Annotated in this window: 32 protein-coding genes and 2 pseudogenes; 8 read left to right on the plus strand and 26 right to left on the minus strand. The window is 39.7% G+C overall.

Annotated elements, in window-relative coordinates; all coding sequences use genetic code 11:
• Positions 1-32 precede the first annotated feature (32 nt).
• Positions 33-977, plus strand: a complete 945-nt coding sequence (locus UB32_RS03410) for an aldo/keto reductase family protein (protein WP_044391214.1) — start codon at positions 33-35, stop codon at positions 975-977.
• A gap of 186 nt (positions 978-1,163) precedes the next feature.
• Here the strand turns inward: UB32_RS03410 and UB32_RS03415 are convergent, their stop codons facing one another.
• Positions 1,164-2,177 carry a YeiH family protein gene (locus UB32_RS03415; RefSeq protein WP_044391216.1) on the minus strand — a complete coding sequence of 338 codons (1,014 nt, stop codon included), beginning with the start codon at positions 2,175-2,177 and terminating at the stop codon, positions 1,164-1,166.
• 145 nt (positions 2,178-2,322) lie between these two features.
• Between UB32_RS03415 and UB32_RS03420 the strand changes: the two genes are divergently transcribed.
• On the plus strand, positions 2,323-3,207 hold the full coding sequence (locus UB32_RS03420; protein ID WP_044391217.1) for a LysR family transcriptional regulator: 885 nt from the start codon (positions 2,323-2,325) through the stop codon (positions 3,205-3,207).
• A 10-nt stretch (positions 3,208-3,217) separates the two neighbouring features.
• Here the strand turns inward: UB32_RS03420 and UB32_RS03425 are convergent, their stop codons facing one another.
• Positions 3,218-3,580 carry a winged helix-turn-helix transcriptional regulator gene (locus UB32_RS03425; protein WP_044391218.1) on the minus strand — a complete coding sequence of 121 codons (363 nt, stop codon included), beginning with the start codon at positions 3,578-3,580 and terminating at the stop codon, positions 3,218-3,220.
• Between the two features lie 212 nt (positions 3,581-3,792).
• Here UB32_RS03425 and hxlA point away from each other — a divergent pair, with 212 nt between their 5' ends.
• From hxlA to UB32_RS03440, 3 genes are all read left to right on the plus strand, one after another.
• Complete coding sequence (gene hxlA / locus UB32_RS03430; RefSeq protein WP_044391219.1) at positions 3,793-4,425, plus strand: 3-hexulose-6-phosphate synthase; 633 nt, start codon at positions 3,793-3,795, stop codon at positions 4,423-4,425.
• An 8-nt stretch (positions 4,426-4,433) separates the two neighbouring features.
• The gene (gene hxlB, locus UB32_RS03435; protein ID WP_044391220.1) at positions 4,434-4,991 is read left to right on the plus strand and encodes a 6-phospho-3-hexuloisomerase; all 558 of its coding nucleotides are present in this window, start codon (positions 4,434-4,436) and stop codon (positions 4,989-4,991) included.
• Between the two features lie 62 nt (positions 4,992-5,053).
• Positions 5,054-5,770: a 3-ketoacyl-ACP reductase gene (locus tag UB32_RS03440; RefSeq protein WP_044391221.1), complete on the plus strand. Its 717-nt coding sequence runs from the start codon at positions 5,054-5,056 to the stop codon at positions 5,768-5,770.
• 82 nt (positions 5,771-5,852) lie between these two features.
• On the opposite strand, the gene UB32_RS03445 is transcribed toward UB32_RS03440, so the two are convergent.
• From UB32_RS03445 to spxA, 4 genes are all read right to left on the minus strand, one after another.
• Complete coding sequence (locus UB32_RS03445) at positions 5,853-6,455, minus strand: alpha/beta family hydrolase (RefSeq protein WP_044391222.1); 603 nt, start codon at positions 6,453-6,455, stop codon at positions 5,853-5,855.
• Between the two features lie 313 nt (positions 6,456-6,768).
• The gene (locus UB32_RS03450; protein ID WP_044391223.1) at positions 6,769-7,458 is read right to left on the minus strand and encodes a DUF421 domain-containing protein; all 690 of its coding nucleotides are present in this window, start codon (positions 7,456-7,458) and stop codon (positions 6,769-6,771) included.
• A 100-nt stretch (positions 7,459-7,558) separates the two neighbouring features.
• Positions 7,559-7,984, minus strand: coding sequence for an RrF2 family transcriptional regulator (locus UB32_RS03455; protein WP_044391224.1), 426 nt, complete (start codon positions 7,982-7,984; stop codon positions 7,559-7,561).
• Positions 7,985-8,057: 73 nt separating this feature from the next.
• Positions 8,058-8,453: a transcriptional regulator SpxA gene (gene spxA / locus UB32_RS03460; protein ID WP_044391225.1), complete on the minus strand. Its 396-nt coding sequence runs from the start codon at positions 8,451-8,453 to the stop codon at positions 8,058-8,060.
• Between the two features lie 231 nt (positions 8,454-8,684).
• Between spxA and UB32_RS03465 the strand changes: the two genes are divergently transcribed.
• Complete coding sequence (locus UB32_RS03465; RefSeq protein WP_044391226.1) at positions 8,685-9,002, plus strand: hypothetical protein; 318 nt, start codon at positions 8,685-8,687, stop codon at positions 9,000-9,002.
• 76 nt (positions 9,003-9,078) lie between these two features.
• Here UB32_RS03465 and UB32_RS18940 read toward each other — a convergent pair whose 3' ends face one another.
• Positions 9,079-9,261: a hypothetical protein gene (locus UB32_RS18940; RefSeq protein WP_206742567.1), complete on the minus strand. Its 183-nt coding sequence runs from the start codon at positions 9,259-9,261 to the stop codon at positions 9,079-9,081.
• Between the two features lie 244 nt (positions 9,262-9,505).
• Positions 9,506-9,883, minus strand: coding sequence for a YkvA family protein (locus UB32_RS03475; RefSeq protein ID WP_044391227.1), 378 nt, complete (start codon positions 9,881-9,883; stop codon positions 9,506-9,508).
• A gap of 131 nt (positions 9,884-10,014) precedes the next feature.
• On the opposite strand from UB32_RS03475, the gene UB32_RS03480 reads away from it, so the two are divergent.
• Positions 10,015-10,278, plus strand: coding sequence for a hypothetical protein (locus UB32_RS03480; RefSeq protein WP_044391228.1), 264 nt, complete (start codon positions 10,015-10,017; stop codon positions 10,276-10,278).
• 89 nt (positions 10,279-10,367) lie between these two features.
• Here UB32_RS03480 and lepB read toward each other — a convergent pair whose 3' ends face one another.
• The 17 genes and pseudogenes from lepB to UB32_RS03560 form a co-directional block, all read right to left on the minus strand.
• Positions 10,368-10,913, minus strand: a complete 546-nt coding sequence (gene lepB, locus UB32_RS03485) for a signal peptidase I (RefSeq protein ID WP_044391229.1) — start codon at positions 10,911-10,913, stop codon at positions 10,368-10,370.
• 97 nt (positions 10,914-11,010) lie between these two features.
• Entirely contained in the window at positions 11,011-11,244 is a 234-nt protein-coding gene (locus UB32_RS03490; protein ID WP_084221705.1) for a glutaredoxin family protein, read from the minus strand.
• 189 nt (positions 11,245-11,433) lie between these two features.
• Positions 11,434-12,207, minus strand: a complete 774-nt coding sequence (locus UB32_RS03495) for a TerC family protein (protein WP_044391231.1) — start codon at positions 12,205-12,207, stop codon at positions 11,434-11,436.
• A 358-nt stretch (positions 12,208-12,565) separates the two neighbouring features.
• Positions 12,566-12,763 (minus strand): twin-arginine translocase TatA/TatE family subunit, encoded by a 198-nt coding sequence (tatA, locus tag UB32_RS03500; RefSeq protein ID WP_044391232.1) that lies wholly within the window; start codon positions 12,761-12,763, stop codon positions 12,566-12,568.
• Between the two features lie 97 nt (positions 12,764-12,860).
• A pseudogene (locus UB32_RS03505) lies at positions 12,861-13,250 on the minus strand (DUF817 family protein); the annotation flags it as partial.
• Between the two features lie 75 nt (positions 13,251-13,325).
• Positions 13,326-13,439, minus strand: a pseudogene (locus UB32_RS19265) (helix-turn-helix domain-containing protein); the annotation flags it as partial.
• Entirely contained in the window at positions 13,440-13,832 is a 393-nt protein-coding gene (locus UB32_RS03510; RefSeq protein ID WP_044391233.1) for a thiol-disulfide oxidoreductase DCC family protein, read from the minus strand. It abuts the pseudogene before it with no gap.
• 48 nt (positions 13,833-13,880) lie between these two features.
• Positions 13,881-15,056, minus strand: a complete 1,176-nt coding sequence (locus tag UB32_RS03515; protein ID WP_044391234.1) for an LL-diaminopimelate aminotransferase — start codon at positions 15,054-15,056, stop codon at positions 13,881-13,883.
• 102 nt (positions 15,057-15,158) lie between these two features.
• A complete protein-coding gene (locus tag UB32_RS03520; protein ID WP_431305960.1) occupies positions 15,159-15,998 on the minus strand; it encodes a DMT family transporter in 840 nt (279 codons plus the stop codon).
• Between the two features lie 298 nt (positions 15,999-16,296).
• Entirely contained in the window at positions 16,297-17,277 is a 981-nt protein-coding gene (locus UB32_RS03525) for an ABC transporter permease subunit (RefSeq protein ID WP_044391236.1), read from the minus strand.
• Entirely contained in the window at positions 17,270-18,181 is a 912-nt protein-coding gene (locus tag UB32_RS03530) for an ABC transporter ATP-binding protein (RefSeq protein ID WP_044391238.1), read from the minus strand. The genes UB32_RS03525 and UB32_RS03530 overlap by 8 nt, the downstream gene beginning before the upstream one ends.
• Positions 18,182-18,195: 14 nt before the next feature.
• Complete coding sequence (locus UB32_RS03535; protein WP_044391240.1) at positions 18,196-18,978, minus strand: SGNH/GDSL hydrolase family protein; 783 nt, start codon at positions 18,976-18,978, stop codon at positions 18,196-18,198.
• A 132-nt stretch (positions 18,979-19,110) separates the two neighbouring features.
• On the minus strand, positions 19,111-19,620 hold the full coding sequence (locus tag UB32_RS03540) for a cell wall hydrolase (protein ID WP_044391242.1): 510 nt from the start codon (positions 19,618-19,620) through the stop codon (positions 19,111-19,113).
• A 148-nt stretch (positions 19,621-19,768) separates the two neighbouring features.
• Entirely contained in the window at positions 19,769-20,122 is a 354-nt protein-coding gene (locus tag UB32_RS03545; RefSeq protein WP_044391243.1) for a hypothetical protein, read from the minus strand.
• A 126-nt stretch (positions 20,123-20,248) separates the two neighbouring features.
• Positions 20,249-20,515: a DUF1450 domain-containing protein gene (locus UB32_RS03550; protein WP_052806940.1), complete on the minus strand. Its 267-nt coding sequence runs from the start codon at positions 20,513-20,515 to the stop codon at positions 20,249-20,251.
• Positions 20,512-20,829, minus strand: a complete 318-nt coding sequence (locus UB32_RS03555; RefSeq protein ID WP_044391260.1) for a DUF3817 domain-containing protein — start codon at positions 20,827-20,829, stop codon at positions 20,512-20,514. The genes UB32_RS03550 and UB32_RS03555 overlap by 4 nt, the downstream gene beginning before the upstream one ends.
• A gap of 149 nt (positions 20,830-20,978) precedes the next feature.
• On the minus strand, positions 20,979-21,479 hold the full coding sequence (locus tag UB32_RS03560) for a hypothetical protein (RefSeq protein WP_044391245.1): 501 nt from the start codon (positions 21,477-21,479) through the stop codon (positions 20,979-20,981).
• A gap of 467 nt (positions 21,480-21,946) precedes the next feature.
• Between UB32_RS03560 and UB32_RS03565 the strand changes: the two genes are divergently transcribed.
• Entirely contained in the window at positions 21,947-22,510 is a 564-nt protein-coding gene (locus UB32_RS03565) for a GNAT family N-acetyltransferase (RefSeq protein WP_044391246.1), read from the plus strand.
• Positions 22,511-22,840: 330 nt separating this feature from the next.
• Here UB32_RS03565 and UB32_RS03570 read toward each other — a convergent pair whose 3' ends face one another.
• Positions 22,841-23,761, minus strand: coding sequence for a DUF1002 domain-containing protein (locus UB32_RS03570; RefSeq protein WP_044391247.1), 921 nt, complete (start codon positions 23,759-23,761; stop codon positions 22,841-22,843).
• Positions 23,762-23,872 lie beyond the last annotated feature (111 nt).

Genomic DNA, 23,872 nt, shown 5'->3' on the forward strand with positions numbered 1-23,872 from the left:
TTAAGTAAATTCTAAAAACAGGAGGCCTTTATATGGAATATCGGCGTTTAGGCAATACCGGATTGAAAGTAAGTGAAATAAGTCTTGGAAGCTGGCTTACATATGGTGGGTATGTGGAAGAGCAGAATGCCGTAAATTCGATTGATTTAGCGTATGAGTCAGGCATTAATTTCTTTGATACGGCCAATGTCTATATTAGGGGCGAAGCCGAAAAAGTAGTCGGGAAAGCATTGTCCAAGTATCCTAGAAGTTCGTATGTATTAGCAACAAAGGTTTTTGGCAAAATGGGAGAGGGTCCGAACGATCAGGGGCTTTCACGAAAGCATATTATCGAGCAATGCGATGCTAGTTTGGAGCGGCTTGGCTTAGACTACATCGATATCTATTATTGCCATCGCTATCATCCTGAAACTCCACTGGAAGAAACTTTGCGTGCCCTTGACGATCTCGTAAGGCAGGGAAAGGTTCTCTATCTTGGAGTCAGCGAATGGACAGCTGAACAAATTACCGAAGCGGTCCATTTGGCTGATAAAAAACTGCTCGACAGAATTGTCGTTAACCAGCCAAATTACAGTATGCTTCACCGAAACATAGAAAACGAAATTATTCCTATCAGTGAAAAACATGGAATCGGTCAGGTTGTTTTCTCTCCTCTAGCACAAGGCGTGTTAACAGGTAAGTATTCAAAAGACAAGCTGGCACCAGAGGGAAGCCGTGCAGCACAACAAAATACTAATATGTCCCATATCCTCACACAACAAAACCTTGACAAAGTGGAACAGTTAAAATCCGTTGCCGCTGAAGAGAATGTAACGTTGGCGCAACTTGCTATTGCCTGGATTTTAAGACAATCAAACGTATCAAGTGCCATTGTAGGTGCAAGCCGCCCGCAACAGCTGGAGGAAAACGTCAAGGCATCCGGCATTAAATTATCCCATGATGCACTACAGAAAATCAATGAAATCCTTATTAACTAATACAGAAAGCGCAAGCGTTACCAACAACTAGATAATTTTATAATTTCCTGGTAAACATCGAAAAAACCAAGGATCCCGTCATTGACAGGATGCTTGGTTTTTTTATTTCTAATCGATTGATAATAATTTTTAACTAAACCAATATAAAAATAGTGAAAAGTTCAAATAGAACTGAGACTGTCGTATTTAGATCGTGAAATATGTGACAACTGATAGCAAAACAGACGTAATAGCCATTGCTAGAAGTGGTCTTAGCGCTTTCGTTCTAAGGTCGCTTAGACGAACATTTAGCCCTAATCCAATCATAGCCATAGTTAGAATAAAAGAAGTGAAAAAAGAAATGCTATTCATGACACTCGTTGGGACGGGTATCAAATGACCGAGGACATAACTTCCAAACAAGCTCATCATAATAAATCCTATGAGAAACCAGGGAAATTCAATTTTAGCCTCAGAATCGGATTCCACTTGATTTTTTCGTTTCATCCAATACATAAGAATAAAACTAAGCGGAACGAGCAAGAAAACACGGCCTAGTTTCGCGAGCAAAGCAATAGCAAGTGCATCTGGACCTGCAGGCGCTCCTGCTAAGGCAACATGAGCAATTTCGTGTAGACCTACACCTGACCAAACACCGTATTGAAGGTCTGTCAAAGGAAGAAACGGACGTAAGATTGTGTAGGTTATAGCGAAAATGGTACCAACAAAAGCAATGATTCCGGCACCAATCGCAGTGTCTTCCTCCTTTGCTTTCAAAATTGGGGAAACGGCTGCAATCGCAGCAGCGCCACACACCCCTGTTCCAATTCCTAATAACAAGGATAAGGAAGAATTCGCCTTAAATAATTTTGCCAGCAACATTGTAAGTAGGATGGAAAAAACGATCGTGCCAACCCCTCTTGCAAGTAAACCTATCCCTTGGTGTAAAACTATATCAATGTTCAATTTTAATCCAAAGAGAATAATAGCAATCCTTAATAATCTTTTGGCAGAGAACTGAATACCTGTACGGAATTTTTCAGGATATCCCCAAATTTGTCGATAAACTACAGCAATGATGATTGCACAGGCAAGCTGACCGATATGATCTAACCCGGGTAATTTGGATAATCCAAAACTAATTAACGCAATAATAAAGGTAAATCCCAGGCCACCGATTGACGAGGACGCATTCTTAGTTTTTGCTAATGATGTATTCATTTTAACCACTCCTCTAGGTTACTTTCTTGCTTTAAGCGTATAATGGTTTTGATAATAAGTAAAATAGATTATAATTATAGTAGTGATATATGTTTACTTATGAATATTGCAAATACCATTTTGATACAATAGGAGGAATTTTTTTATGGATCAATCTTTACTTGTATTTACTACTGTTGTAGAACAAAAAAACTTTACACGAGCCGCGGAACTTCTTCATATGACACAACCAGCAGTCAGCAATTATATTCAATCATTAGAAAAAAACATGGGGATAAAATTATTAGAGCGGACAAATAAATATGTTCGGCTTAGCAAAGCTGGAGAAATAGTATTTCATCATGCAACGGAAATTTTAGGTCTTTATGCTCGAATGGAAAGACTTATTGATGACTTAAAACATACCGCAAGTGGTCCGATTTCTATCGGTGCCAGTTATACTTTCGGGGAATACATTCTTCCTCATAAAATTGCCAGCATGCTTAAAATGTATCCGTTAGTAAACCCAATCATTACGATAAAAAATTCGCATGAAATTATAAATTTACTCATGAAACACAAGATAGATGTTGGAATAATCGAAGGAGAGACTAATGCAGATCATTTAAAAATGATTCCTTTTGCTATTGACGAATTATCCATTACAGTTCCTTCCAATCACCCTCTAGCAACAGCAAACGAAATTGATCCTTTGTTATTGCATCTAGAGACATGGCTAGTTCGGGAAGAAGGTTCAGGAACGAGAGAGATGCAAGAAAAGGGATTTAAACAAATGGGATTTTCTCCGAAGAAGTGTAGGACATTTGGGAGTACGCAAGTAATTAAGGAATCCATTGAAGCTGGCCTTGGCATTTCTATCCTCTCGCACGCTTCGATAAAAAACGAATTGGAGCTTGGGAAAGTAAAGATCCTTGAGATAGACGGATTTCCTATCTCACGAAATTTTTCTATAATCACTCCACAAGTTGAATTTCATACAAAAGCAGTCGAGATTTTTATTGAATCTTTAGTAAAAAAGACCACAAGCTAATGTGGTCTTTTCATTTGGAGGATGCTGTATTATCAGGTTTTTCAAGTACATTCTCCATATAATTCTTCCCCCATTGATACATCGAGTCAAGAATCGGCATCAAGCTTTCTCCTTGCTTTGTCAACGAGTATTCCACTTTCGGTGGGACAACCGGATAAACTTTTCGTTCCACAATTTGGTCGTCTTCCAGTTCGCGCAGTTGATTCACGAGCATTCTTTGCGTAATACCAGGCATCAAGGCCTTTAATTCCCCAAACCTCTTTGTGCCCTCTTTGCCGAGATGCCATAAAATCAACATCTTCCACTTTCCGCCAATCACTGCAAGGGTCAACTCTTTTTCACAGTTGAATGTTTTTGCATCCATTCTCGCCATCTCACATCACCTCTCTAGTCATAGAATATCACTTAGTATACTTTTTGTCACTATGTAAGAAAAAAGTGCGTACTTACAATTATAATTTATACGCAGTATACTTACAACAAGGCCAAAAATGAAGTTGGTTACACTTGGCATGAAAATAAACACGCACAATTGGATAGGTTACAATTGTGTACCAACAATAAATATAAGGAAGTGGAATAGAAATGGAATTACAATTGGCATTAGATTTAGTGAACATCCCAGAAGCGATTCAAGTGGTGAAAGAAGTGGAGGAGCATATTGACATCGTGGAAATTGGGACACCGGTTGTCATCAACGAAGGACTCCAAGCTGTCAAGGCAATGAAAGAGGCATTCCCTAATCTTAAGGTTTTAGCAGACCTTAAAATTATGGATGCTGCTGGATACGAAGTAATGAAGGCTTCAGAAGCAGGAGCAGATATTATCACCATTCTTGGTGCTGCAGAAGATATGTCCATCAAAGGCGCTGTCGAGGAAGCGAAAAAACAAGGAAAAAAAATCCTTGTTGACATGATCGCTGTCAAAGACCTGGCTGGACGAGCAAAAGAATTGGATGCAATGGGAGTGGATTATATTTGTGTCCACACTGGTTACGATCTTCAAGCAGTCGGAAAAAATTCATTTGAAGACCTACAAACAATTAAAAACGTTGTGAAAAACGCAAAAACAGCGATTGCAGGCGGAATTAAATTGGATACCCTTGCTGAAGTTGTGAAAGTTCAGCCGGATCTTGTCATTGTCGGCGGCGGCATTACCGGCCAAGATGATAAGAAATCAACTGCTGAGAAAATGAAGCAAATGATGCAGCAAGGGTAACAATCAAAATGCGGACTACACAGTACCTTTCTGAAATTTTAATGGAGCTTCACCCGTCAGCAGAATTAATTTCGGATGAAGCTGCAGAAGCTCTTGTCAACGGCATCCTCGATTCTAAAAAAGTTTTTGTTGCTGGTGCCGGCAGATCCGGATTCATGGCAAAGTCTTTTGCAATGCGAATGATGCATATGGGGATTAAGGCCCATGTCATTGGCGAAACAGTCACTCCTGGTTTTGAAAAAGAGGATATTTTGATTATCGGATCAGGTTCAGGGGAAACAAAAAGTCTTGTTTCTATGGCGGAAAAGGCAAAGAACATTGGCGGTACCATTGCTGCTGTAACGATTTTTCCCGAATCGACAATAGGTCAGCTGGCAGATATCATTGTTCAGCTGCCTGGTTCACCAAAGGACCAATCAGAGGGAGACTACAACACGATTCAGCCAATGGGATCCCTGTTTGAGCAGACTCTGCTTCTTTTTTACGATGCGATCATCCTCAGATTCATGGAGAAAAAAGATTTGGATACTAACAAAATGTACGGAAAACATGCTAATCTTGAATAAAACCGGAAGGCTGCCTGATGACAGGCGGTCTTTCGGCAATTTTTTAGAAGGAGGAATGATACATGATTTCATTAAAAGGAAAAACAGCAATTGTTACAGGGGCAGGCCGAGGAATTGGACGAGCAGTTGCGATTGCCCTAGCTAAAGAAGGTGTCAATCTTGGATTAATTGGATTGACAATGTCTAATCTCGAAATATTGACTGAAGAACTCGAGCAATATGATGTTACTATTTCAGCTGCTTCCGCCGATGTCTCTGATCTTGAAGGTATCCAGCATGCGGTAGAGCATATCAAATCAGATCTTGGCGCAATTGATATTTTAGTCAACAATGCCGGGATAGCGAAGTTTGGCGGCTTTATGGATCTTTCCCCTGAAGAATGGGAAAAGATTGTCCGCGTTAACCTGATGGGTGTGTACAACGTGACAAGAGCAGTTTTACCAGAAATGATTGAAAGAAAATCCGGAGACATTGTGAACATCTCCTCTACTGCAGGCCAAAAAGGAGCACCAGTCACTAGCGCTTACTCCGCTTCTAAATTTGCAGTCCTTGGATTGACCGAATCATTAATGCTGGAGGTAAGGAAGCATAATGTCCGCGTAACCGCTTTGACTCCAAGTACAGTGGCAACCGATCTTGCTGTCGAAAGCAATCTGATCAGCGGAAACCCTGAAAATGTCATGCAGCCAGAAGATCTAGCAGACCTTCTTGTCGCTGGATTGAAACTGCACCCAAGAGTCTTCGTTAAAACGGCTGGATTGTGGTCCACTAATCCATAAGGCCTTATCAACCGTAAATCGCTTAACGCCCTTGTTAAGCGATTCTTCATTTCAAATAAAATACCCTTTTCGGACTACGTATTTAAAACTCATTTAGATAAGAAATGACATTTTTTAATATTTCAATTGATTTTATTGGATCGTTCTCAAGTTCCAAACTGTGATTTCCCTCTTCAACCACATGAAATGTAAGATTTGGAATAGTTTTCAATTTTTCAAAACGTTCTTCAATAAAACAAAAATAATCTTTTTCTCCAATAACACAAAGCCCTTTATTATTACTGTTAACCATTGCATTAAATACAGCATCATTTTGTAGCAAAGGAGTCAACCATACTACTTTGGCATCTTTAAACATTGGATGATCGATCAGATAGCTCAAAGCTTTTGTTCCAATAGATTTTGCCACAATATAATAATTGCTGTATTTTTTATCATTGATTGCGCTGTTTATCGCAAAGAGTACATCTTTTGCAAAATCCCTTTCATTCAGTGAAGTCAACTCTTGCCCGCTAAATGAATAGTTAATATGTAATACATCGAACCCTTTATTGTAAAATGCTCCAGTTGTGTAATATAACAATGGAGCTTGGGTTGTGTAACCCGCCCCAGGTAACACAATAACTAATCCATTTGTGTCTTCTTTCTGTTCAATCAATCTAAAAGGGATAACTTTGTTACTCATCGTTATCGCAACTCCCCAAATTTTATATGTTTTGTGTTTTTTTTACTAAAACTACTGCCAAAGGGCAACTTTCTTGCGGAAAGATACCCTTATGCAAGCATTTTCCCCTCGGACATGGAATCCCAATGGCAGCAGAAACACTAAGAGATAACTTAAGAAAGCTCGTTGATGAATTTGATGACCTTGCCATTCCAGATTACGGTAAATATGTAAATAATAATAAATAACCGACAAAGAGGCTTGCCAACTAGGCAAGCTCCTTTTTCGTTTCTAGCTACCATTATTGAACGGATAGAGAATGATCGTTGGATGTTTATGAACGGATGTCATATTCTTGGACAAACAGCTGTTCATTTTGTTTCCATTCGGCAAACAGCACATCTTTGAAGTGTTGGATTTTTTGCTTTTCAAGTTCTCGCTTAAGCCATTGTTCATCGAGCCCTGCTTCTTGCAGATTCGCGTGTATTACTTCTCCATCCAAAATCATGTTAATTGGCAGACTTGGATCCTTTGTTTTGATTTTCATGTCGCTATTCTTTGGGAGATCGTAATCCGCTTTTGGAAGGACACTGACCATTCCGTTCATTTCGATGATCGCAAATTCAATTTCCCTTAATGAAAAATATCCCTGCTGCCTGACTAGACTTTGCAGTTGATTGATATCCAGCTTCGCTTTTTTCAACGCATCGTATTTGATTTTTCCATTGCGAATGACGATATTTGGTTCTCCTTCAAGTGATTTTCGTGAACGGAGGAATTTCTGAGTGATCATTTCTGTTACATAAACAAGAATTCCCCACAAAGCGACAGCAAAGGCAATTTCATCAATTTTCACTTCTTGGTCATAAATGGCATTTCCAACCAATTCACCGAGTATAATAGCTGAAATGAAGTCAAATGGAGTAATTTGTGAGAATTGAGTCTTCCCCTGCATTTTCGTCATCAGAAATAAAAAAACAAACCCACTCGTCAACTCAAGTGCAATCGATAAATAATGATTCACTACTCCCACTCCTTCCTTCCCATTATGGGAAAAAATAAGGAAGTTGAACCGTATTTTTTGTAAAAAATTTATTCAAGTAGTTGATTGTTCTATTATCTTTCTATTCACAGTTTTCTTTCTCCTGCTTGATGAGATCGACCAGTTGTTTAATGGAATAGTGCTTCAGGAATTCTCCTAAGTGTTCTTCTGCTCCTTGGAAAATGGCAAACAGAACCTTTTGCATATGAGCACCGACCACACATTTTTCATTGGAATCGGGGCATTTTGGCTGTATGGCGCCTTCTGATGTTAATTTATAAATATCCCAGAGGTTAACTTCATTTAAGCCCAAGGCAAAAATAAAGCCGCCGCCGGTACCTTCTTTTGATTTGATAAAACCATGTTTTTTTAACAGAGCCAATACTTTGCGAATTCGTACCGGATGAACACCGGCACTGTCTGCGATTGCATCGCTTGTCGTCATTCTGCCAGGCTGCAGTGCAAGCAACGTTAAGCTGTGAATGGCAAGAGTAAAATCACTGTTCATAGCCTGCCTCCTCGTTTCTATCTATAATACTTTATAGTACAGTTAACATGTCCAAATATAAATGAACCCCCCGTTAATTGGCCATACTTTCCCATTCATACCCGGTAAAAGTGCGCAGTTTCCGCGGCAAGAAGCTACGAATTTCTTCTTCATTATAGCCAACCTGCAATCTTTTGTGATCCTGGATAATCGGCCTGCGCAGCATTTGCGGATTTTTTATGATCAGGTCATACAGCTGATTCAGTGGTAGAGAATCGATATCGAGATCTAGCTTCTGGTATGTTTTGGAGTTCTTAGAGATAATTTCTTCCGTTCCATCTTCTGTCAAACGAAGAATCGATTTGATTTCATCCACGGTTAGCGGGTTGGAAACGATGTTTCTCTCAACATAATCGATTTGATGCTCTTGAAGCCATGCTTTTGCTTTGCGGCATGAAGTACAACTAGATGTAATATATAAAGTTACCATAAACCTCACAACTCCTTTTTTTACTGTAAAAATAAAAATTACAGTTATACCGTTAAATTGCTTTCGTTTAAAGATAATTTCGCATACTGTAATATTAATCTTTACAGTTAATTTAGTCAAGAGAATTTTTGCTAACGCCAAACATTCTCTTTCAAATCCAGATCCCGTGGTCATATTCTTCCGTGGACAGGCATAGTAATTACTGAAATGTAATTAAAAGGAGCTAATAAATTGATACGTATATTCGGGTTATCCATCCTCATGCTAATCTGTATCTATCTTGTTTATGCCTATCCTCAAATCGCACAAAAAAATACTGATTTGGAGACGAATACCACTTTACTAGAAGACCTAGAATCCAATCAAGATATTTTAGAAACCATCATCCCTGAGTTGGAATACCTGCACGAAGAAACGCTTGACAAAGTGGTCGACGGTTACATTGTTGAGACCTACAGAGAGTATGAATTTTACAGAGACAAGGCCGGGAATATTATTAAACAAGTCCCTACATCAAACTATGAGTACATTAGATACAAGGACTATTAATTTTAGGCAGAGGCCATTCTTTTACAAAAAAGGGAATTGTCCAGCTTCAGCGCTTTCACTGCGAATTATTAATTGCTTATTGAAAACCTCCGTTCAAAATTTTGACTCCATTCGGATCCTCTGCCTGTTTAACCGGGAAATTGTTCATGATGGCTTCCCTGATGGTTACGGTATTGCCGATTATCGTATTTAATTGTTTCACAGGCTTGCTGAACAAATAAAGAATATCCTCTGCCAAGCCTTCTTTTTTCGTTTCCATTGTTATTTCTTCCATTTTATCTTCCATTGAATCTACCAAATATTCGTGTGTCTGTAGCTCTATTCGAAAATCATATGGTGTGGAGATAAAAATCCTTCGCTCGCCACGATCTACTTTCCAGTCCCTTTTTTCTGCATTTTTACAAATGATTTCTTGTTCCTTATCCGGTACGAGAAAGCCAATATGGTCAAAAATGATAATGAAAAAGCAAAAGTACCACCTCTTAATATTTTCTAAACCTCAGTCACCAAGATTGCTTCACCACCCAGTATATGCCGGTTGCCCATAATAAGATAATAATCACTCCTGCCAGCCAATTCTTCTTTTTCACGTTATCGGTTGCGGCTACTTTTTCACGTGATTCCTGGATGATATGGTCAGGAAGGAGTTTTAACAAAATCGTAATTCCAAACGGAATTAGGATGAGATCATCCAGATAACCAAGGATCGGAATAAAATCGGGAATTAGGTCAATAGGACTGAAAGCATAGGCGACAACAATCCAAGCGAAAACCTTCAAGTAAAAAGGCGTATCAGGATGCTTGTATGCTTCGGCGATCACAAAAATATCTTCTTTCCATTTTTTCATCCGCATTTTGAATTGTTCCATCGTCTTCCCCATTGTTACCCTTCTTTCATTCAAATAGAGATAAAGTTTAGAAAACTGAAAATTATCAGTTTACAAATAGAACAACCGTTCCATATAATAGGGATAGGATCACGAAAATCAAAAGGATCAGGGGTGGTAAATTTATGAGTAAAATCGCTGAATCACAAAGATCTTTTATTTACCTGGAACTGGACGAGCATTATCTTAAATCAAGCCTCTTAGAACCTGAAAAACAGTCGATCTACCAGGAATTTAAATTCTTCCTCGATCAGGTGAATGACACTTCCCGCTTAACTGAAATCACTGATGCTATATTCGAACTCGATGCAGACGAGGAAGACTTATTCGCGAACCTATTGACCTTAAAAAACAATCTATTAGACAAGCAGTTGCTAACCAAATCTTGACAATCAGAAATGGAAAGGCTCAGAGTTTGTCTCTCTGAGCTTCCTTATGCATCTACGCTTCACAACCAATCTTTTTTTAATAATTCCCTTTAATCACCAATAATCTTCATATCTTTTAGAGGGTAAAAAACAACCTTTGTCTTTCCAACAATTTTATCAATTGGGACAGCACCAATGTGACGGCTGTCTTTACTATTCCTTCTGTTGTCGCCCATCACAAAAATATGCCCTTCTGGTACTACTTTTGCTCCTACAGCTGTCTCTTCCAAGGTAAAAGATCCAGTCAGTGGTCCATCCAGCAATTGCTTTTTCATTTCATCCAAATACGGCTCCTCATATGGCTTTCCGTTGATGTAAAGGACATCGTTTTTATATTCTACACGGTCTCCCGGCAATCCGATCACCCTTTTTATGTAATCCTTTTGTTCGGTTGCGTGGAACACGACAATATCAAATCGCTTTGGTTCGCCGACCTTGGTAACGAACATTCTCTCTTCGTTGTGCAAAGTAGGTTCCATTGAAGCACCCTTTACTTCAATTGGAGTAAAGAGAAAAGCACGTATAACAAAAACTAATAAAATTGCGATAAGGAAAGCCTTAGTCCATTCCCATAGTTCATTTCGTTTTTTTACCACAGAACTTGCACCCTTTCATGTTGTCAGGCATGATTTCTTCTCATTATAACAAGGATCATGAAAAAAAGAGGCCAAAGCCCCTTTTTTAATGAAAAATTTATTTTTTCACATACTGCATAAGCGTATCCGGGTCAAACCCAAGTACCCAGTGGCCATTCACTTTCGTTTGCGGTACACCCATTTGGCCCGTTTCTTCCACTAACTTTTGTGCAGCTTGTTGATCGTATTGTACATTTACTTCTTTGTAGGTTAATCCTTGACCCTCAAGGAATTGTTTCATCATTGTGCAGTAAGGTCAAGTGTTTGTTGTGTAAACTGTAATATCATTCATTTTAAATGCCTCCTTATATTTTTATTTCCTTCTATTTATGGATTATCCCAGTAATGATAAATTTTTTCAAAATAAATGCTCCGGGATATGATTATTTTTCCCTATTTTATTTTTAAAAAACAGAATGAGTAGCGATTGTGAAAAAAAGTGCGTACATCCAATGTGGATGTACACACTTTTTTAAAGATTTTATGCTTTTCCTTTGTCCTCAGCTTTTTGTCCTGGAGCAAACCAGCCGATCAGGGCGATTGCTACTAATACACTATAAAAAATGGTTGTCCACAATGTACTATGCGGGAAATCGTGATCCAAAATAGCGATTTTTTCATGAGAAAGCGTAATAACAGCCAATTTCACACCTACCCAGGCAACAATCGTATAAGCAGTTGTTTCCAATGCAGGACGCTCGTCAAGCAGTTTCACAAACCAAGTAGCCGCAAACTTGATGAGAATTAGACCAGAAACTCCCCCAAGGAGAACAACCAGGAATTTCCCGCCATCCATACCACCAAAATTTCCAAGCGGGGAGTCCGGAAGGCCAAGAGCAAGCGCCACTGCAGCAAGAATAGAGTCAATTGCAAATGCCAGGTCAGCAACACCGATTTTAGTAACTGTCGGCCAAAATCCCAAACCTTTTGCTTCCTTTTCATCCTCTTTATGTATATCTTCATTTTTCGTGCCAAATTTAGCCTGAATGACATGTTTTAACCCCAAATATAGTAAGTACGCGGCTCCAATAGCCTGCACCTGCCAGACGTTTGCAATGTAAGAAATTGCAAAAAGGGCCCCGAATCGGAAGAAGAACGCCATGATAATACCATAACTGATCGCCTTTTTCTTTTGATTATCAGGTAAATGTTTTGCAATGATTGCCAATACTAAAGCATTGTCGGCCGATAATAAACCTTCCAGACCAATCAATATCAATAATGCCCAGGCATATTCAAGCCAAAGTGATTCCATCAACCTCTCTCCTTTATCTCTGGCCCCGGCTATTCTCGTAAATCACCCTCTGTTTATACGCAAGTTTAGCGTGTTTAGGTGGAAACCATATTTATCGAAAAATAACTTAGGAGCATCTTTTGTTGTTTCCATTAGAATGACCCATTAATCAGGAAGCAATCCGCCGAATATATGGAAGTATTCTTCGTTTACCTATATCCACATCAACTATATAACTCTATATCCATTCGGGAAATAATTCAACAAATATCTCTTATTTTGGCAAAAAAATTCTCTGTAAAAATATGTAACAGGTTGCTACCATGATTATCGTATTAGCACCGGTAAGAAAAGAAAAAAACTGCTTCGCGGCAGCTTTTTATTCATTCTTATGCGCTTTTTTGTCTTCTCTGAGTTCCTTTTTGATTTCATCGGTGATTCCGCTAGTCGCATTCTTAAATTCCCTCATGGATTTTCCGACTGCCCGTCCAACTTCCGGAAGCTTGTTTGGCCCAAAAATTATCAGTGCAATCACAAGGATGAGAATTAATCCGGGAAACCCTATATTTGAAAGCATTCTATCTCTCCTAATGAAAAAAGTTACTTTTATTATAACGGATAACAATCATCTTTTGCACCCTTTTTCATGAATGAAACTTTTGCTTGGAAAATCGTTACTGATACTTTCCTAGTGGAACAGTATTTATGTTTGCAGGCGGCTTAGCTTTTATCTGCTTTAAAGTAGCGACAATCAGAAAGCTGACGATGACCAATAAGAGCCACAAACTCACTTTTCCAAGGTGTACCAGCGTCCATGCCTCCTTTTGATTTGGGTATTGCCAGGCACCGAAAAAAGTCGCGATATTTTCGGCGATCCAGATGAAAAATCCGATGAGAACAAAAGATAAAACGATTGGCATACGATAGGTAGTTCCGCCAACTTCATATGTGACCCGAGAGCTCCAAAAAACGATCACCACGAAATCGGATAACCACCAACGGATATCCAGCCAAAAGTGATGCGAGAAAAAGTTCAAGTAGATGGTTGCTGCCAATATCATAACAGGAAAGATGCACGAAAGTGCCTGTTCCCAGCCAAAACGAATGCATGATTGGTCTCATGGTTAAAGTCCCCCACCTCAGTTTTTCCTATCTTCGTCACTTTGATATTCCAATAGGTCACCCGGCTGGCATTCTAAAGCTTTGCAAATGGCATCTAAGGTTGAAACCCTGATTGCTTTTGCTTTTCCATTTTATGATAAGAATCTTCTTCTAAAATTTTCCGGTGGAAGCATGCAGCGTTCCTTCTGGCCGAACCATTTGAGTCTATTTTTAGCAATGAAATCATATCCAATATTCCTTATGGGAGCAGGTATAAGGATGAAACCATAAAGCAGCCACCAAGGACTTTTTAGTTGGCGGCTGATTCTGAGAGCAGCCTCTGACTTATAAAATACTCTTCCATCTTCTATTACTATCATGCTATCGACATCTTCAGGAACATGGTATTTCTTCAAAAGCTTCTGTCCCGCATCGCTTTGAAGCGAGGCAAAGAAGAATCTCTCTTTTTTATCCCGTTTGAGAATAAATTGAACACTGGCATCACAAAAATTGCAAACTCCATCAAATAATATAACAGGCTCCACAGACTAGCCCACCTCCACGACTTACTGCCATATACCCCTTTTGGATGTTCAAACCGGAAAACCAAGCAAAAATTCATTTACCCGCTGTGCTGCCTCTTCCAGTTTTTCGGACGGCTGTACCATGGCAATTCTGACATAGCCTTCTCCCTGTAGTCCAAAAGCATCCCCAGGGACAACGACGATCCCTTCATCCTCTATCAACTTGAAGGCAAACTCGCGAGACTTCCATCCTGCTGGGATTTTGGCCCAAACAAACATCGTTGCCGGTGATTTTTCCACCTGCCACCCGCTCGTTTGGAAACCTGTCACGAGAACATCTCGCCTTGCCTGATACCGCTTCAGCTGATCTTCAAGAAACGAAAAGTCAGACGTCAATGCAGCTATTGCAGCTTTTTGAATCGGATAAAATACGCCATAATCGATATGGGATTTAAACGACGCAAGCAGGCGGATAACCTCTGAATTTCCTGCCGCATAGCCAATGCGGCAGCCAGCCATATTAAAGGTTTTGGACAAAGAGTTAAACTCAATGCCCACCTCTTTCGCCCCCGGAACAGACAGAAAACTGATTTGTGGGTTTCCATCATAAATCAATTCAGAATACGCGAAGTCATGCACAACTAGAATATTATGTACATTCGCAAATGCAACGACCTCTTCAAAAAAGCTACTGTCAGCCAGTGCAGTAACAGGATTTCCTGGGTAGCTTAAAATCATCATTTTTGTTTTTCGCAGTACTTCTTCAGGAATCTCATTCAGCTTTGGCAGAAAACTATTTTCCGCCAACAGTGGCATAGGATAAATCTCTCCGCCCGCAATAGTAACGCTTGCTTCATAGATTGGATACCCTGGATCAGGTACCAAAACATAGTCCCCCGGATCAACAATTACAGTTGCTAGATGTGCTAGCCCATCCTGTGACCCCATTAACTGCAGCACTTCAGTGTTGTCATCCAGCTCGACCGAATAACGTTGTCTGTAAAAATAGGAAACTGCTTCATTGAACTCAGCAATCCCCTTTAAAGTATATCCATACTTGCTGGAATCCATCGAATATTTCGCCAATGTTTCCATCACAAATGCCGGTGGCTGAAAATCCGGACTCCCGATACTAAGGTCAATGACATCTTTGCCATTTATCAATGCCGCCTGTTTCCGGTCTACAACTTCCTGAAAAATGCTAGAAGTCATTTTTCTGATCTTTTCTGAGCCGTACGTAGTCATGGAGATTCCCCTTCTCATTTTATATACTGTTCAAAATTTTTGAAATATAAATTTGATTATAACAGGATCGCATTTTTCGTTCTAGTACCAATTTCAAACATTTTACGGCAAGCTTATTTCCTTTCTCTTTGCGAAATTCCAGTTCACTAGAAAAATCCCTGTAAAGATGAACGCTCCGCCTGCGTACACATACCATTCGACAACTTCTCCCATCATCCAGCCTGAAAGCACTCCAAAAAATGGAGCAAGGAAGAGAAAGGCGCTTGTTTTTCCTGGATCCCCTTCATTGAGGAGGTAAAACCAGATTGCAAACTGAACAATCGATGCCATGATTGCAAGCCATAAAATAATTGATACGGATGCCATATTGATCGTAAGACGTGGATTTTCCATCGTTAAGCTCATCACTAACAAAATGATTCCGCCAAAGAGCATTTGATATGCGGTCAACACCCAGACATTAAAGAGACTTCCCCATTTTTTGATCAAGATCGTCCCTATCGACCAGGACACAGCAGCTCCCAGCCCCAGAAGGGTTCCAGTTGTCAGCTGTAAGTGAAATCCAAGTGTGATGAACACACCAAGGAATCCGACGCCGGCACCAATCCATTGCAGCAACCTGTACCGAATCCGAAGGAATACCGTTCCCATTAACACAACAAGCAACGGATTCGTGAATGTTAATATCGAGGATTCTCCCGCTGTAATCGTTCGTAAACTGAGGAAAATCGCTCCCATTACGCCGGCGGTTTGCATCAATCCAATTGTAAAAACCCTTCCCCAATCTGAAATGTTTGCAGGCAATGGTTTTTTCCTGACGATAATTGCCATAAGGACTCCCGCAATTGTGAACCTTAAACCCACCAATAGTAAGGGAGATGCATATGTCAACCCTATTTTTCCTACCGTAAAAGAAGACCCCATTAGAAAAGTTGTCACCATAATAAGCACGCTGAATAAAACCGGATGAATTCTTTTTTCAGGCAAATAGATCCCTCCTACCCTTTCTACTATATTCTTTCTTCATAAAGCAATTTCCTGCAAGTTGAAAGGCCGTGGAACTGTAACAGCCATCCCCCTGAAAAAATCCTAATGGAGTCCCCCTTTACGGCAGGGCTAGCGGATAGTTTTAAAATACAGAAAATCCTGCGACTACCATAATCGCAGGATTTTCTATGAAATTTACAACTGCAACCGTTTTCTCATTCTCTCCATGTTTGTTTTAATGACTGAATCGGTTTTAATAGATATCCTGCCTAATAAAGACGGCAAACGAAACAACCAAAGCTGCTAATCCCCAAACGGCGAGCACGATCAGCGAAAAACCTAATGTCATTCCTTCAATTGGTGGCGCTTGGCCGGACAGGTATCCTGTCAGATTCAAATTGATCATGAATAGATATTTTGCTGATTCCCAGGAGGCGACCATACTGCTTAAAATCGCTCCAGAAATTAACGCGGCGAGCATGACGCCCATTCCCGCTGGTGTGTTGCGGATCAGAACGGAAAGCATAAAGGTGATTGTACCGACAATCAACGCCACAAACCATACAAGACTGAATTCCATTAACAAATATTGCCACTGCGGGATCATTTGTACTGCATTGGTGTTCAGTTCGTTCCCTGCGACACTGAATCCGGTAATAACGGGAGCTGACCAACCTAGATAGCCAAAAACGAACCCTGAAATCAAATAGGAAAGCACTCCAAACAATATGACGATAATGGAAACGGACAAAATCAATGCAAGGTATTTGCTCATTAGAATCTTCCAACGCTTTACCGGCCTTGTTAGCAAAAGTTTTACCGTGCCTGCTGTGCGTTCAGCAGAAACGATATCAGCTGCCACGACCATGATCATCAATGGCAGCAGCAGATTGATCGAATGCTCTGCGAACATCCTTGCAAAGCTAGGAGCACCTGGCTCCATCGGATTGACATTGTTATCAAGGTAATATTGTTGCTGCTGAATTGTCAGTTGGAGCTCGCTTTTCCATTCATCTGAAATCCCGCTGCTAGTTAGCCTATTTTGCATATCGATAATTTGCTGCTGCACAGTTGTCCGCCAATCCACATCTCCGAAGCGCTCTAGCCTTCTTTCCAAATCACGATACTGAGAATAGGTAAAAAGGGCAACAAGCACGGCGATGATTCCCGCCACAATAAGAATTCTTTTTTTGCGGACGATTTTCAGCATTTCATTCCTTACCAGGCTAATCAATCGATTCACCTCCAGTCAACTCTAGGAATAAGTCTTCAAGCGCAGGCGATTTCCTATTCATTTCGTTCACGTGAATCCCTTTTTCCACTAACATCTGATTCCAATTTGCTGATTGAATTTCAAGATATGGGGTGATGATTGTCCCATCCGGACCGTCTATAACATCTGTAACACTGCTTAAAATCTCTTTAGCAGCTTCTCTTGGTTCCACTTGCCAGATAACTTTTTCCTGCATGGCCAAAAGGTTTTCCACATAATCAACCTTAATCACGGAGCCCTTTGAAATAATGGCGACACGATCACACATCAGCTGGATTTCACTCAATAAGTGGCTCGAAACTAGAACGGTCAGCCCATCCTCTTCTGCCAGATAACGGATAAAATTCCGCATTTCCCTTATTCCCATCGGATCTAGCCCGTTAGTGGGTTCATCCAGTATCAGCACCTTTGGCTTGCCAAGCAAAGCCTGTGCAATTCCTAAACGCTGCCTCATCCCAAGGGAATAGGTTTTTACAGGATCCTGAATCCGCTCCTCAAGGCGGACAAGTTTAACGACGTAATTCATATGAGAACGGTCCACTTCAGGGAGCATTCTGGCAAAATGTTCAAGATTTTCCCAACCAGTCAAATAAGAATACAGTTCGGGATTTTCTACAATACAGCCCATTTGCGCCATCGCTTTTGTAAAATTATTTCTGAGATTATAACCGCCAATTTCAATTGACCCTGCACTTGGTTTGATCAAACCGACAAGCATACGAATGGTCGTTGTCTTTCCTGCTCCATTTGGTCCAAGGAATCCAAAGACCTCTCCTTTTTTTAAATCAAAGTCGATTCCCCTAATGATCTCTTTTTTGCCGATCGACTTTCTCAGCCCTTTTACAGACAGTGTAATCTCACTCATCTTTCTCTCCCCCCTTACCATGTAATCAAAGATGATACCCGCTCCGCAATGAGCTTGTACCCCTCTGCGTTAGGATGGAAATTATCTGTGTACAAATAGTCCTTTACACTCAGCTGAAACAAATCAAATGTCGGTACATAGACAGCCTTCTCCTTCTGATCCAGCAGAGCGTTCGTATCGTAATTCCAGTCGCGAACAATCTTGGTGGTAAGCTCGGAGTCATTTAAATCAATAAATGGATTATATAAGCCAATATGAAAAATGATCGCTGATTCATTTAAGGTCCTAACTTCCTTTAAAATCGAGTCAAGATTTTTAAGATATCCGGCCTTTGCCTGGGCGATCTTCTTTTCATCCAAATCCATTGTTTCACCGCTCTGGAATAAATCATTGCCACCAATCGTAATCAGGATATAATCTGCACTTTGAATTTTTCGCTGAATTTCCACCTGGCGCAACTGTTCTAATAGTTGAATCGAACGATACCCATTGACTCCATAGTTATGTATCGTGATTTTCTCTTTTGATTTATCTCCAAGTTCATCCACTAGATAGCCAATATATCCTTTGCCCGTGTCATCCCCCATCCCCCGCGTCAGGGAATCTCCGAGGGCAACAATTACCTTGGACCCTTGATCATTCGTTGTTTTATCCTCAACCGGTTTTGCCTGTTCCATTGCACTTGGTGTCCCATTGTTCAAAAATTGATTTTGAATAGTCCATCCGAACCCAACCAGCATCAGACCTAATGAAAGTATCGAAAGAAACAGTGTGAATCCAACAGAATACTTCTTCACCTAACCACCCCTCGTTCCACTAATTGGTAAGCTTTAATTGTATAATAATTTCTTCGATATGAAAAATAATAAAATTGAGAATGCTTTTTTCTAACGAAAAAAAGCGCACAGCTTTTATGCTGTACGCGCTTTTTACATGGTAAATGCATGATTCCCAATCTTTTTAACGACCTTACGGGAAAAAATCCACTTGCTTGTCGCTGTTTCTGGGTTATAGAAATATAAGCAGTCGTTTTTATCCTTATTTTTCAGTGCATCTTTGACTGCTTTCATTGCTTCTTCGTTTGCAGGCTTCTGAATTTCGCCATTTTTGACCGGTTGAAATGCGTTTTTCTGATAGATCACTTCTTTTATGGTATCAGGAAACTGTTCATTTTCCACTCGGTTCAGAACCACAGTTGCCACAGCCACCTTTCCTTCATATGGCTCACCTTTCGCCTCTGCTTCGACAAGGCGAGCCAAAAGCTTCTCATCTTCTTCCTTGATAAAACGTTTATCTGTGGCCGAAAACTCCTTGACGTCAACATCCACCTTTTTTATCTTCAAGGTTTTTGCCTGATTATTTTTTTCTGTTTCCGCATAAACGGTATAGGAACCTATTAGTAATGTTAGAAAGGAAATGAAAATTAAAAATCTCTTCATTATAAACCTCCTCGTATGATGATTCAGACTGAACAGGTCTCATGAAAGAATAACAGGTTTACAATGATCACACACTAGTGAATCAATGGGTGAATCTTTAACATTTCCCAAGAAGGGCAAAAAATGTTATGACGATTACATGATTTCATTATATTTTTAAGATAAATTCTTCACTCAAATTTCTAAGCGTATGAAGTCTCGCTGTCAGAATAAACAAGTCCGAGTAATGGTATTCTACATAATCATGAATAATCATGAAGCCCTTCCAAAATCTGTTCACCAGCAACAACGTATATTTTTCATCCCACTCAAACCGATTGATCCTCAGTATTTCCTCAGCCAGCGAACGGAATTTATGCTCCTCCATCCACAGCTTAACCTGGTAGAGCTTATTTTGATCTAAAATCAAACCAGATTTATTGGTAGCAAGTTTCTGTACAAATTCAGTAAAATCCTTCATATTTACTGCCAATAGGATTGCTTTTTGCATGGCAAATTTCAAAAAACCACCCCCATCATTTAGAATAAAATATGTCATCAACGGAAATGTTAGACATTTTAATTTGGCGGTGTGTATAAACAGTCACAGCAGTAAGCAGAAAAAACCGCTCCAGCATACCCGGGGCGGTTAGTCTATATACTCTTTCATCTTTCTCACCAACTCAACTGGGTCTTCGGCTTGTACTAGTTCGCCGTTCACGATAGCATAAGGAGACATGCGGCATTCTTTGCACTTGCTCTGGCATTCATATTCCTTATATTGAACGTTTGTACGGTTTAAAAATTCATTGTACACGGCATAATTCTCTTCGCGCAAAAACTGTTCCAAATTCCGTTGGCAGAACTCTATTTTCACTTTTTTTTGCTTAGGAAAAAGCTTCTTAAGCACACTCACTTTCTAATACTTCCTTTTTTTATTAAAAAAGACTTCTGTAAAAAACGATCCAAAATAATATTGCCAAAAGGAATAAATGCCGCAGCAAATGCACTTCCTATCCAAACAAACGACCATCTTACCTTAACGGTAGTATAAATGATCATAGTTACATATAGAATAAAAAGCAATCCATGAAGCGAACCAACAAGACGTACAGCCTGAGGAAAACCAGCCCAATATTTTAACGGCATCGCGAGGAAAACAAGCACCAGCAATGAGCCACCCTCAATCAAACCCATCAAACGAAAACGATTAATAACTGTTTCCTTCAAATTCAACACCTGCTTTCTTCCTTCAAAATTATAACATCATTGCATTATTTCCTAAACTTTTTTGTTTTTTCAAAAGGAATCATATAGTTCCTAACAGACTCCAAAAAAAGAAAAGCTGTCCCAATCGGGACAGCTTTTCTTACGTTTTTTTACAATTCTTTTGCTAGAGAAGGTTTTTTCATATCGACACTTTCAAATGCTGCTCCGATCTTTTCTTCAGCTTGTGCGAATTTCTCATTTGCTGGATCCAGCGCTGGAGTATCCTTCTTGAGTTCTTCTGCTTTCATATTGTATGATTCTGCCAGGTCCTTAAGGGCAGCTTCAAGATCTGCTTTTTGATCCTTCAATTCAGCTGGAACTTCCAAACCTTGCAAATCACTTTCAACAGCAGCTGCAGATGTACTTGCCGCTACCTTCTCATCAGGTGTTGGCTCTTCTGCTCCCTCATATGCATTCAAATCAGCATCTGCCTGATTGATTGTGTTGACAATGCTCATGTAGAATCTGAATAAAGTACTCTTAGGGTTTTCTGCCGGTTTTTCGGCTTTTTCTGTTGCTGTATTTCCTGGTTGCACCTCTTTGTCCGCCGAACAAGCTGCCAATCCAAGTGCAAAGGCAATTGCAGCTAGGAAAATCCAAAACTTTTTCATTTCACTACTCCCCTTCATTCTATATATACGCGGTTTTGAATTGAAATTCACACAGCTTTTTTATTATAAAGGGATTATTTAACAAAAATCAATCTTTTTATATAATTTTTTAAAGTTCCTATTTACTTTTTGTCCATTATTTGTATTATTAGGTTTACTAGTTTTATAAGGGGGAATAATATAAGTAACAAAATGATGACAGGAGCGATTATTAATGATTACTACATTTGTATTACTTGGTGGAGCTTTCGCAATCGCCGCTGGACTCAATTTCTTTGCAGTTAATGAGAAAAATGCCTTTATAGATGATGAAGCAATGAACTAAAGTGGCGCTAACATAGCGTCTTTTTTTTGTGGAAATTTTGCAACTTTTATTGTATTTTGAAGCTGCTAGAGGAAATAATAGAATAATAGAGAATTATATAAGGATAAGGCTAGCCTCATTTCGATGAAGGAGGTACCAATTCATGCAAAGTCCTGATTTATTACCAGGAGAACAGGTTGTCCTATGCAAAGTGAAAGAGGATGATTTAGAAAAATGGTGGAGCCTCATCTATAATGATGAACATCCGGAATGGAAAAAATGGGATGCTCCTTATTATCCGTTGAGACATATTGAATATGAAAAATTCAGGGATCAAATGAGCAATTTGATACACCAGGGTTACGACCGAAAATACCTAATAAAAGTGGATAATGAAATAATTGGTATGGTCACTTACTATTGGGAACACGAATCTTCACAGTGGCTTGAATTCGGAATCGTCATCTATCTCCCTGAATTCTGGAATGGAGGATATGGAACGGATGCGCTTATAGTATGGATTCAACATCTGTTTGACACCTTCCCCATTCCCCGGATAGGCTTTACCACATGGTCTGGAAACGCCAGAATGTTGACTGTCGGCAAAAAATTAGGAATGGTGGAAGAGGCAAGAATCAGAAAGTGCCGCCTTTACAACGGAAAATACTATGATTCAATCAAAATGGGGTTATTAAGGGAAGAATGGGAAGCACGGGATCAGGGATAATCTCTTGATCCGACAAAATCTGTCGGTATTTATTTTAACGGATTTCCGTAAAAATAGGCACCAATGATGCCTATTGGTGACCTAATTTTGCGGATCGCCTCAAAATGGGGATCATTGGAGTGCCTGGCGTCATTCAGCTAAAATCATGAAAGATCTCACGCCTAAAGGATCCTCGACATATAATACTCGTCGAAAAATTGTCCATCCTTGAACATTGAACCCTTCTTCGTTCCCTCTATTTCAAATCCCATTCTTGTGTATAATGCGATGGCTCCTTTATTCTTTGTTACGACAGTTAGCCAAACTTTATTGCTTCAACAACCAAACGGTTTATGAAAAAAGGTTTTTGATGCTGTTAATAAGTTCCTTAAAGAAGTTGGAGACGGATTCCAGAAATCCTTTGTCGCCTACAGCTTCCTCAATCCTTTTCTGGATATCGCCCGAAATGGTTTCTAATTGGCTTTTCACATTGTCAAAGTTTATGTTTAGGTCGCGCATTTTATTGAACAGATCGACAAGTAACTGCCTGTCTTCAGGGCTAAGTTGAATTTCAAGAGTTTTTAACTTTTCATCAATTATTTTTTCGATTTCCTCTTTGGTTGCTGGATTTTGCTCGGCAATATCTTTCTTGATTTCTGTCAGGAGTTCGCTGACTTTATCCTGATCAAGGCCGTCTTTTTTCACAAGGTTTGTCGCCAAGTTCAATTCCTGATTCGCTACTTCTGTGCGGTCCTTATTGAGTGCGGTTCCGTCCCCTTCATCATATGCCTTGTAAATTCCGACTAGCGCTGAATGTCCAGTAACTTTCACCGGGGAAACCACGTCTACGACTGCATCTTCCACTCCAGCTGTTAACAGGGCGTTCGCATACATTTCATCCGTTACCTCTGTAATATTTTCTGGTGTAACCTGGTTAATAACGAGACCCTCTCCTGGATCCTTCCTGGTGATTTTTGCTGATGAGTACATGTTAGAATGCTCGTCACCGTCAATATAGTTCACTAGGTCTTTTCCGGTGACGATTATTTCTTTTACTTTCGTTGGATCTGTTACATCCAGCAGATCCCGAACCTCTTCTTTTTGTTTTTCAGTGAGAGCTTCACCATATACAACAATCGGAAGGCCGTATTTTTCATTAATCGCTTCCTCTTGATTCCCAGTGGAAGCAAAAGCTGGCACAGCAACGATAACTAGAGCAAAAATGAACAAACTAGCTACCGCAACAAAATGTACTACGTATTTCGCCTTCATCCTATTTTTCTCCTTTTTTACATCTATTCAGTACCACTAGTGTTGCATAAATAATGTCACAATTTTCAGTTTAATAATTTTCATCTTTAAGAGCCAAAAAAGTAATTACCT

It is taken from the genome of Mesobacillus subterraneus (genome assembly GCF_000934845.1).
Classification (GTDB): Bacteria; Bacillota; Bacilli; order Bacillales; family Cytobacillaceae; genus Mesobacillus; species Mesobacillus stamsii.

What these genes read in the sequence shown, in the direction of transcription:
- UB32_RS03410 (WP_044391214.1), top strand. Translation starts at nt 33, where the DNA reads ATGGAATATCGGCGTTTAGGCAATACCGGATTGAAAGTAAGTGAAATA.
- UB32_RS03415 (WP_044391216.1), bottom strand. Translation starts at nt 2,177, where the DNA reads ATGAATACATCATTAGCAAAAACTAAGAATGCGTCCTCGTCAATCGGT.
- UB32_RS03420 (WP_044391217.1), top strand. Translation starts at nt 2,323, where the DNA reads ATGGATCAATCTTTACTTGTATTTACTACTGTTGTAGAACAAAAAAAC.
- UB32_RS03425 (WP_044391218.1), bottom strand. Translation starts at nt 3,580, where the DNA reads ATGGCGAGAATGGATGCAAAAACATTCAACTGTGAAAAAGAGTTGACC.
- hxlA (WP_044391219.1), top strand. Translation starts at nt 3,793, where the DNA reads ATGGAATTACAATTGGCATTAGATTTAGTGAACATCCCAGAAGCGATT.
- hxlB (WP_044391220.1), top strand. Translation starts at nt 4,434, where the DNA reads ATGCGGACTACACAGTACCTTTCTGAAATTTTAATGGAGCTTCACCCG.
- UB32_RS03440 (WP_044391221.1), top strand. Translation starts at nt 5,054, where the DNA reads ATGATTTCATTAAAAGGAAAAACAGCAATTGTTACAGGGGCAGGCCGA.
- UB32_RS03445 (WP_044391222.1), bottom strand. Translation starts at nt 6,455, where the DNA reads ATGAGTAACAAAGTTATCCCTTTTAGATTGATTGAACAGAAAGAAGAC.
- UB32_RS03455 (WP_044391224.1), bottom strand. Translation starts at nt 7,984, where the DNA reads ATGAACAGTGATTTTACTCTTGCCATTCACAGCTTAACGTTGCTTGCA.
- spxA (WP_044391225.1), bottom strand. Translation starts at nt 8,453, where the DNA reads ATGGTAACTTTATATATTACATCTAGTTGTACTTCATGCCGCAAAGCA.
- UB32_RS18940 (WP_206742567.1), bottom strand. Translation starts at nt 9,261, where the DNA reads ATGGAAACGAAAAAAGAAGGCTTGGCAGAGGATATTCTTTATTTGTTC.
- UB32_RS03475 (WP_044391227.1), bottom strand. Translation starts at nt 9,883, where the DNA reads ATGGGGAAGACGATGGAACAATTCAAAATGCGGATGAAAAAATGGAAA.
- UB32_RS03480 (WP_044391228.1), top strand. Translation starts at nt 10,015, where the DNA reads ATGAGTAAAATCGCTGAATCACAAAGATCTTTTATTTACCTGGAACTG.
- UB32_RS03495 (WP_044391231.1), bottom strand. Translation starts at nt 12,207, where the DNA reads ATGGAATCACTTTGGCTTGAATATGCCTGGGCATTATTGATATTGATT.
- tatA (WP_044391232.1), bottom strand. Translation starts at nt 12,763, where the DNA reads ATGCTTTCAAATATAGGGTTTCCCGGATTAATTCTCATCCTTGTGATT.
- UB32_RS03515 (WP_044391234.1), bottom strand. Translation starts at nt 15,056, where the DNA reads ATGACTACGTACGGCTCAGAAAAGATCAGAAAAATGACTTCTAGCATT.
- UB32_RS03520 (WP_431305960.1), bottom strand. Translation starts at nt 15,998, where the DNA reads ATGGTGACAACTTTTCTAATGGGGTCTTCTTTTACGGTAGGAAAAATA.
- UB32_RS03530 (WP_044391238.1), bottom strand. Translation starts at nt 18,181, where the DNA reads ATGAGTGAGATTACACTGTCTGTAAAAGGGCTGAGAAAGTCGATCGGC.
- UB32_RS03540 (WP_044391242.1), bottom strand. Translation starts at nt 19,620, where the DNA reads ATGAAGAGATTTTTAATTTTCATTTCCTTTCTAACATTACTAATAGGT.
- UB32_RS03560 (WP_044391245.1), bottom strand. Translation starts at nt 21,479, where the DNA reads ATGAAAAAGTTTTGGATTTTCCTAGCTGCAATTGCCTTTGCACTTGGA.
- UB32_RS03565 (WP_044391246.1), top strand. Translation starts at nt 21,947, where the DNA reads ATGCAAAGTCCTGATTTATTACCAGGAGAACAGGTTGTCCTATGCAAA.
- UB32_RS03570 (WP_044391247.1), bottom strand. Translation starts at nt 23,761, where the DNA reads ATGAAGGCGAAATACGTAGTACATTTTGTTGCGGTAGCTAGTTTGTTC.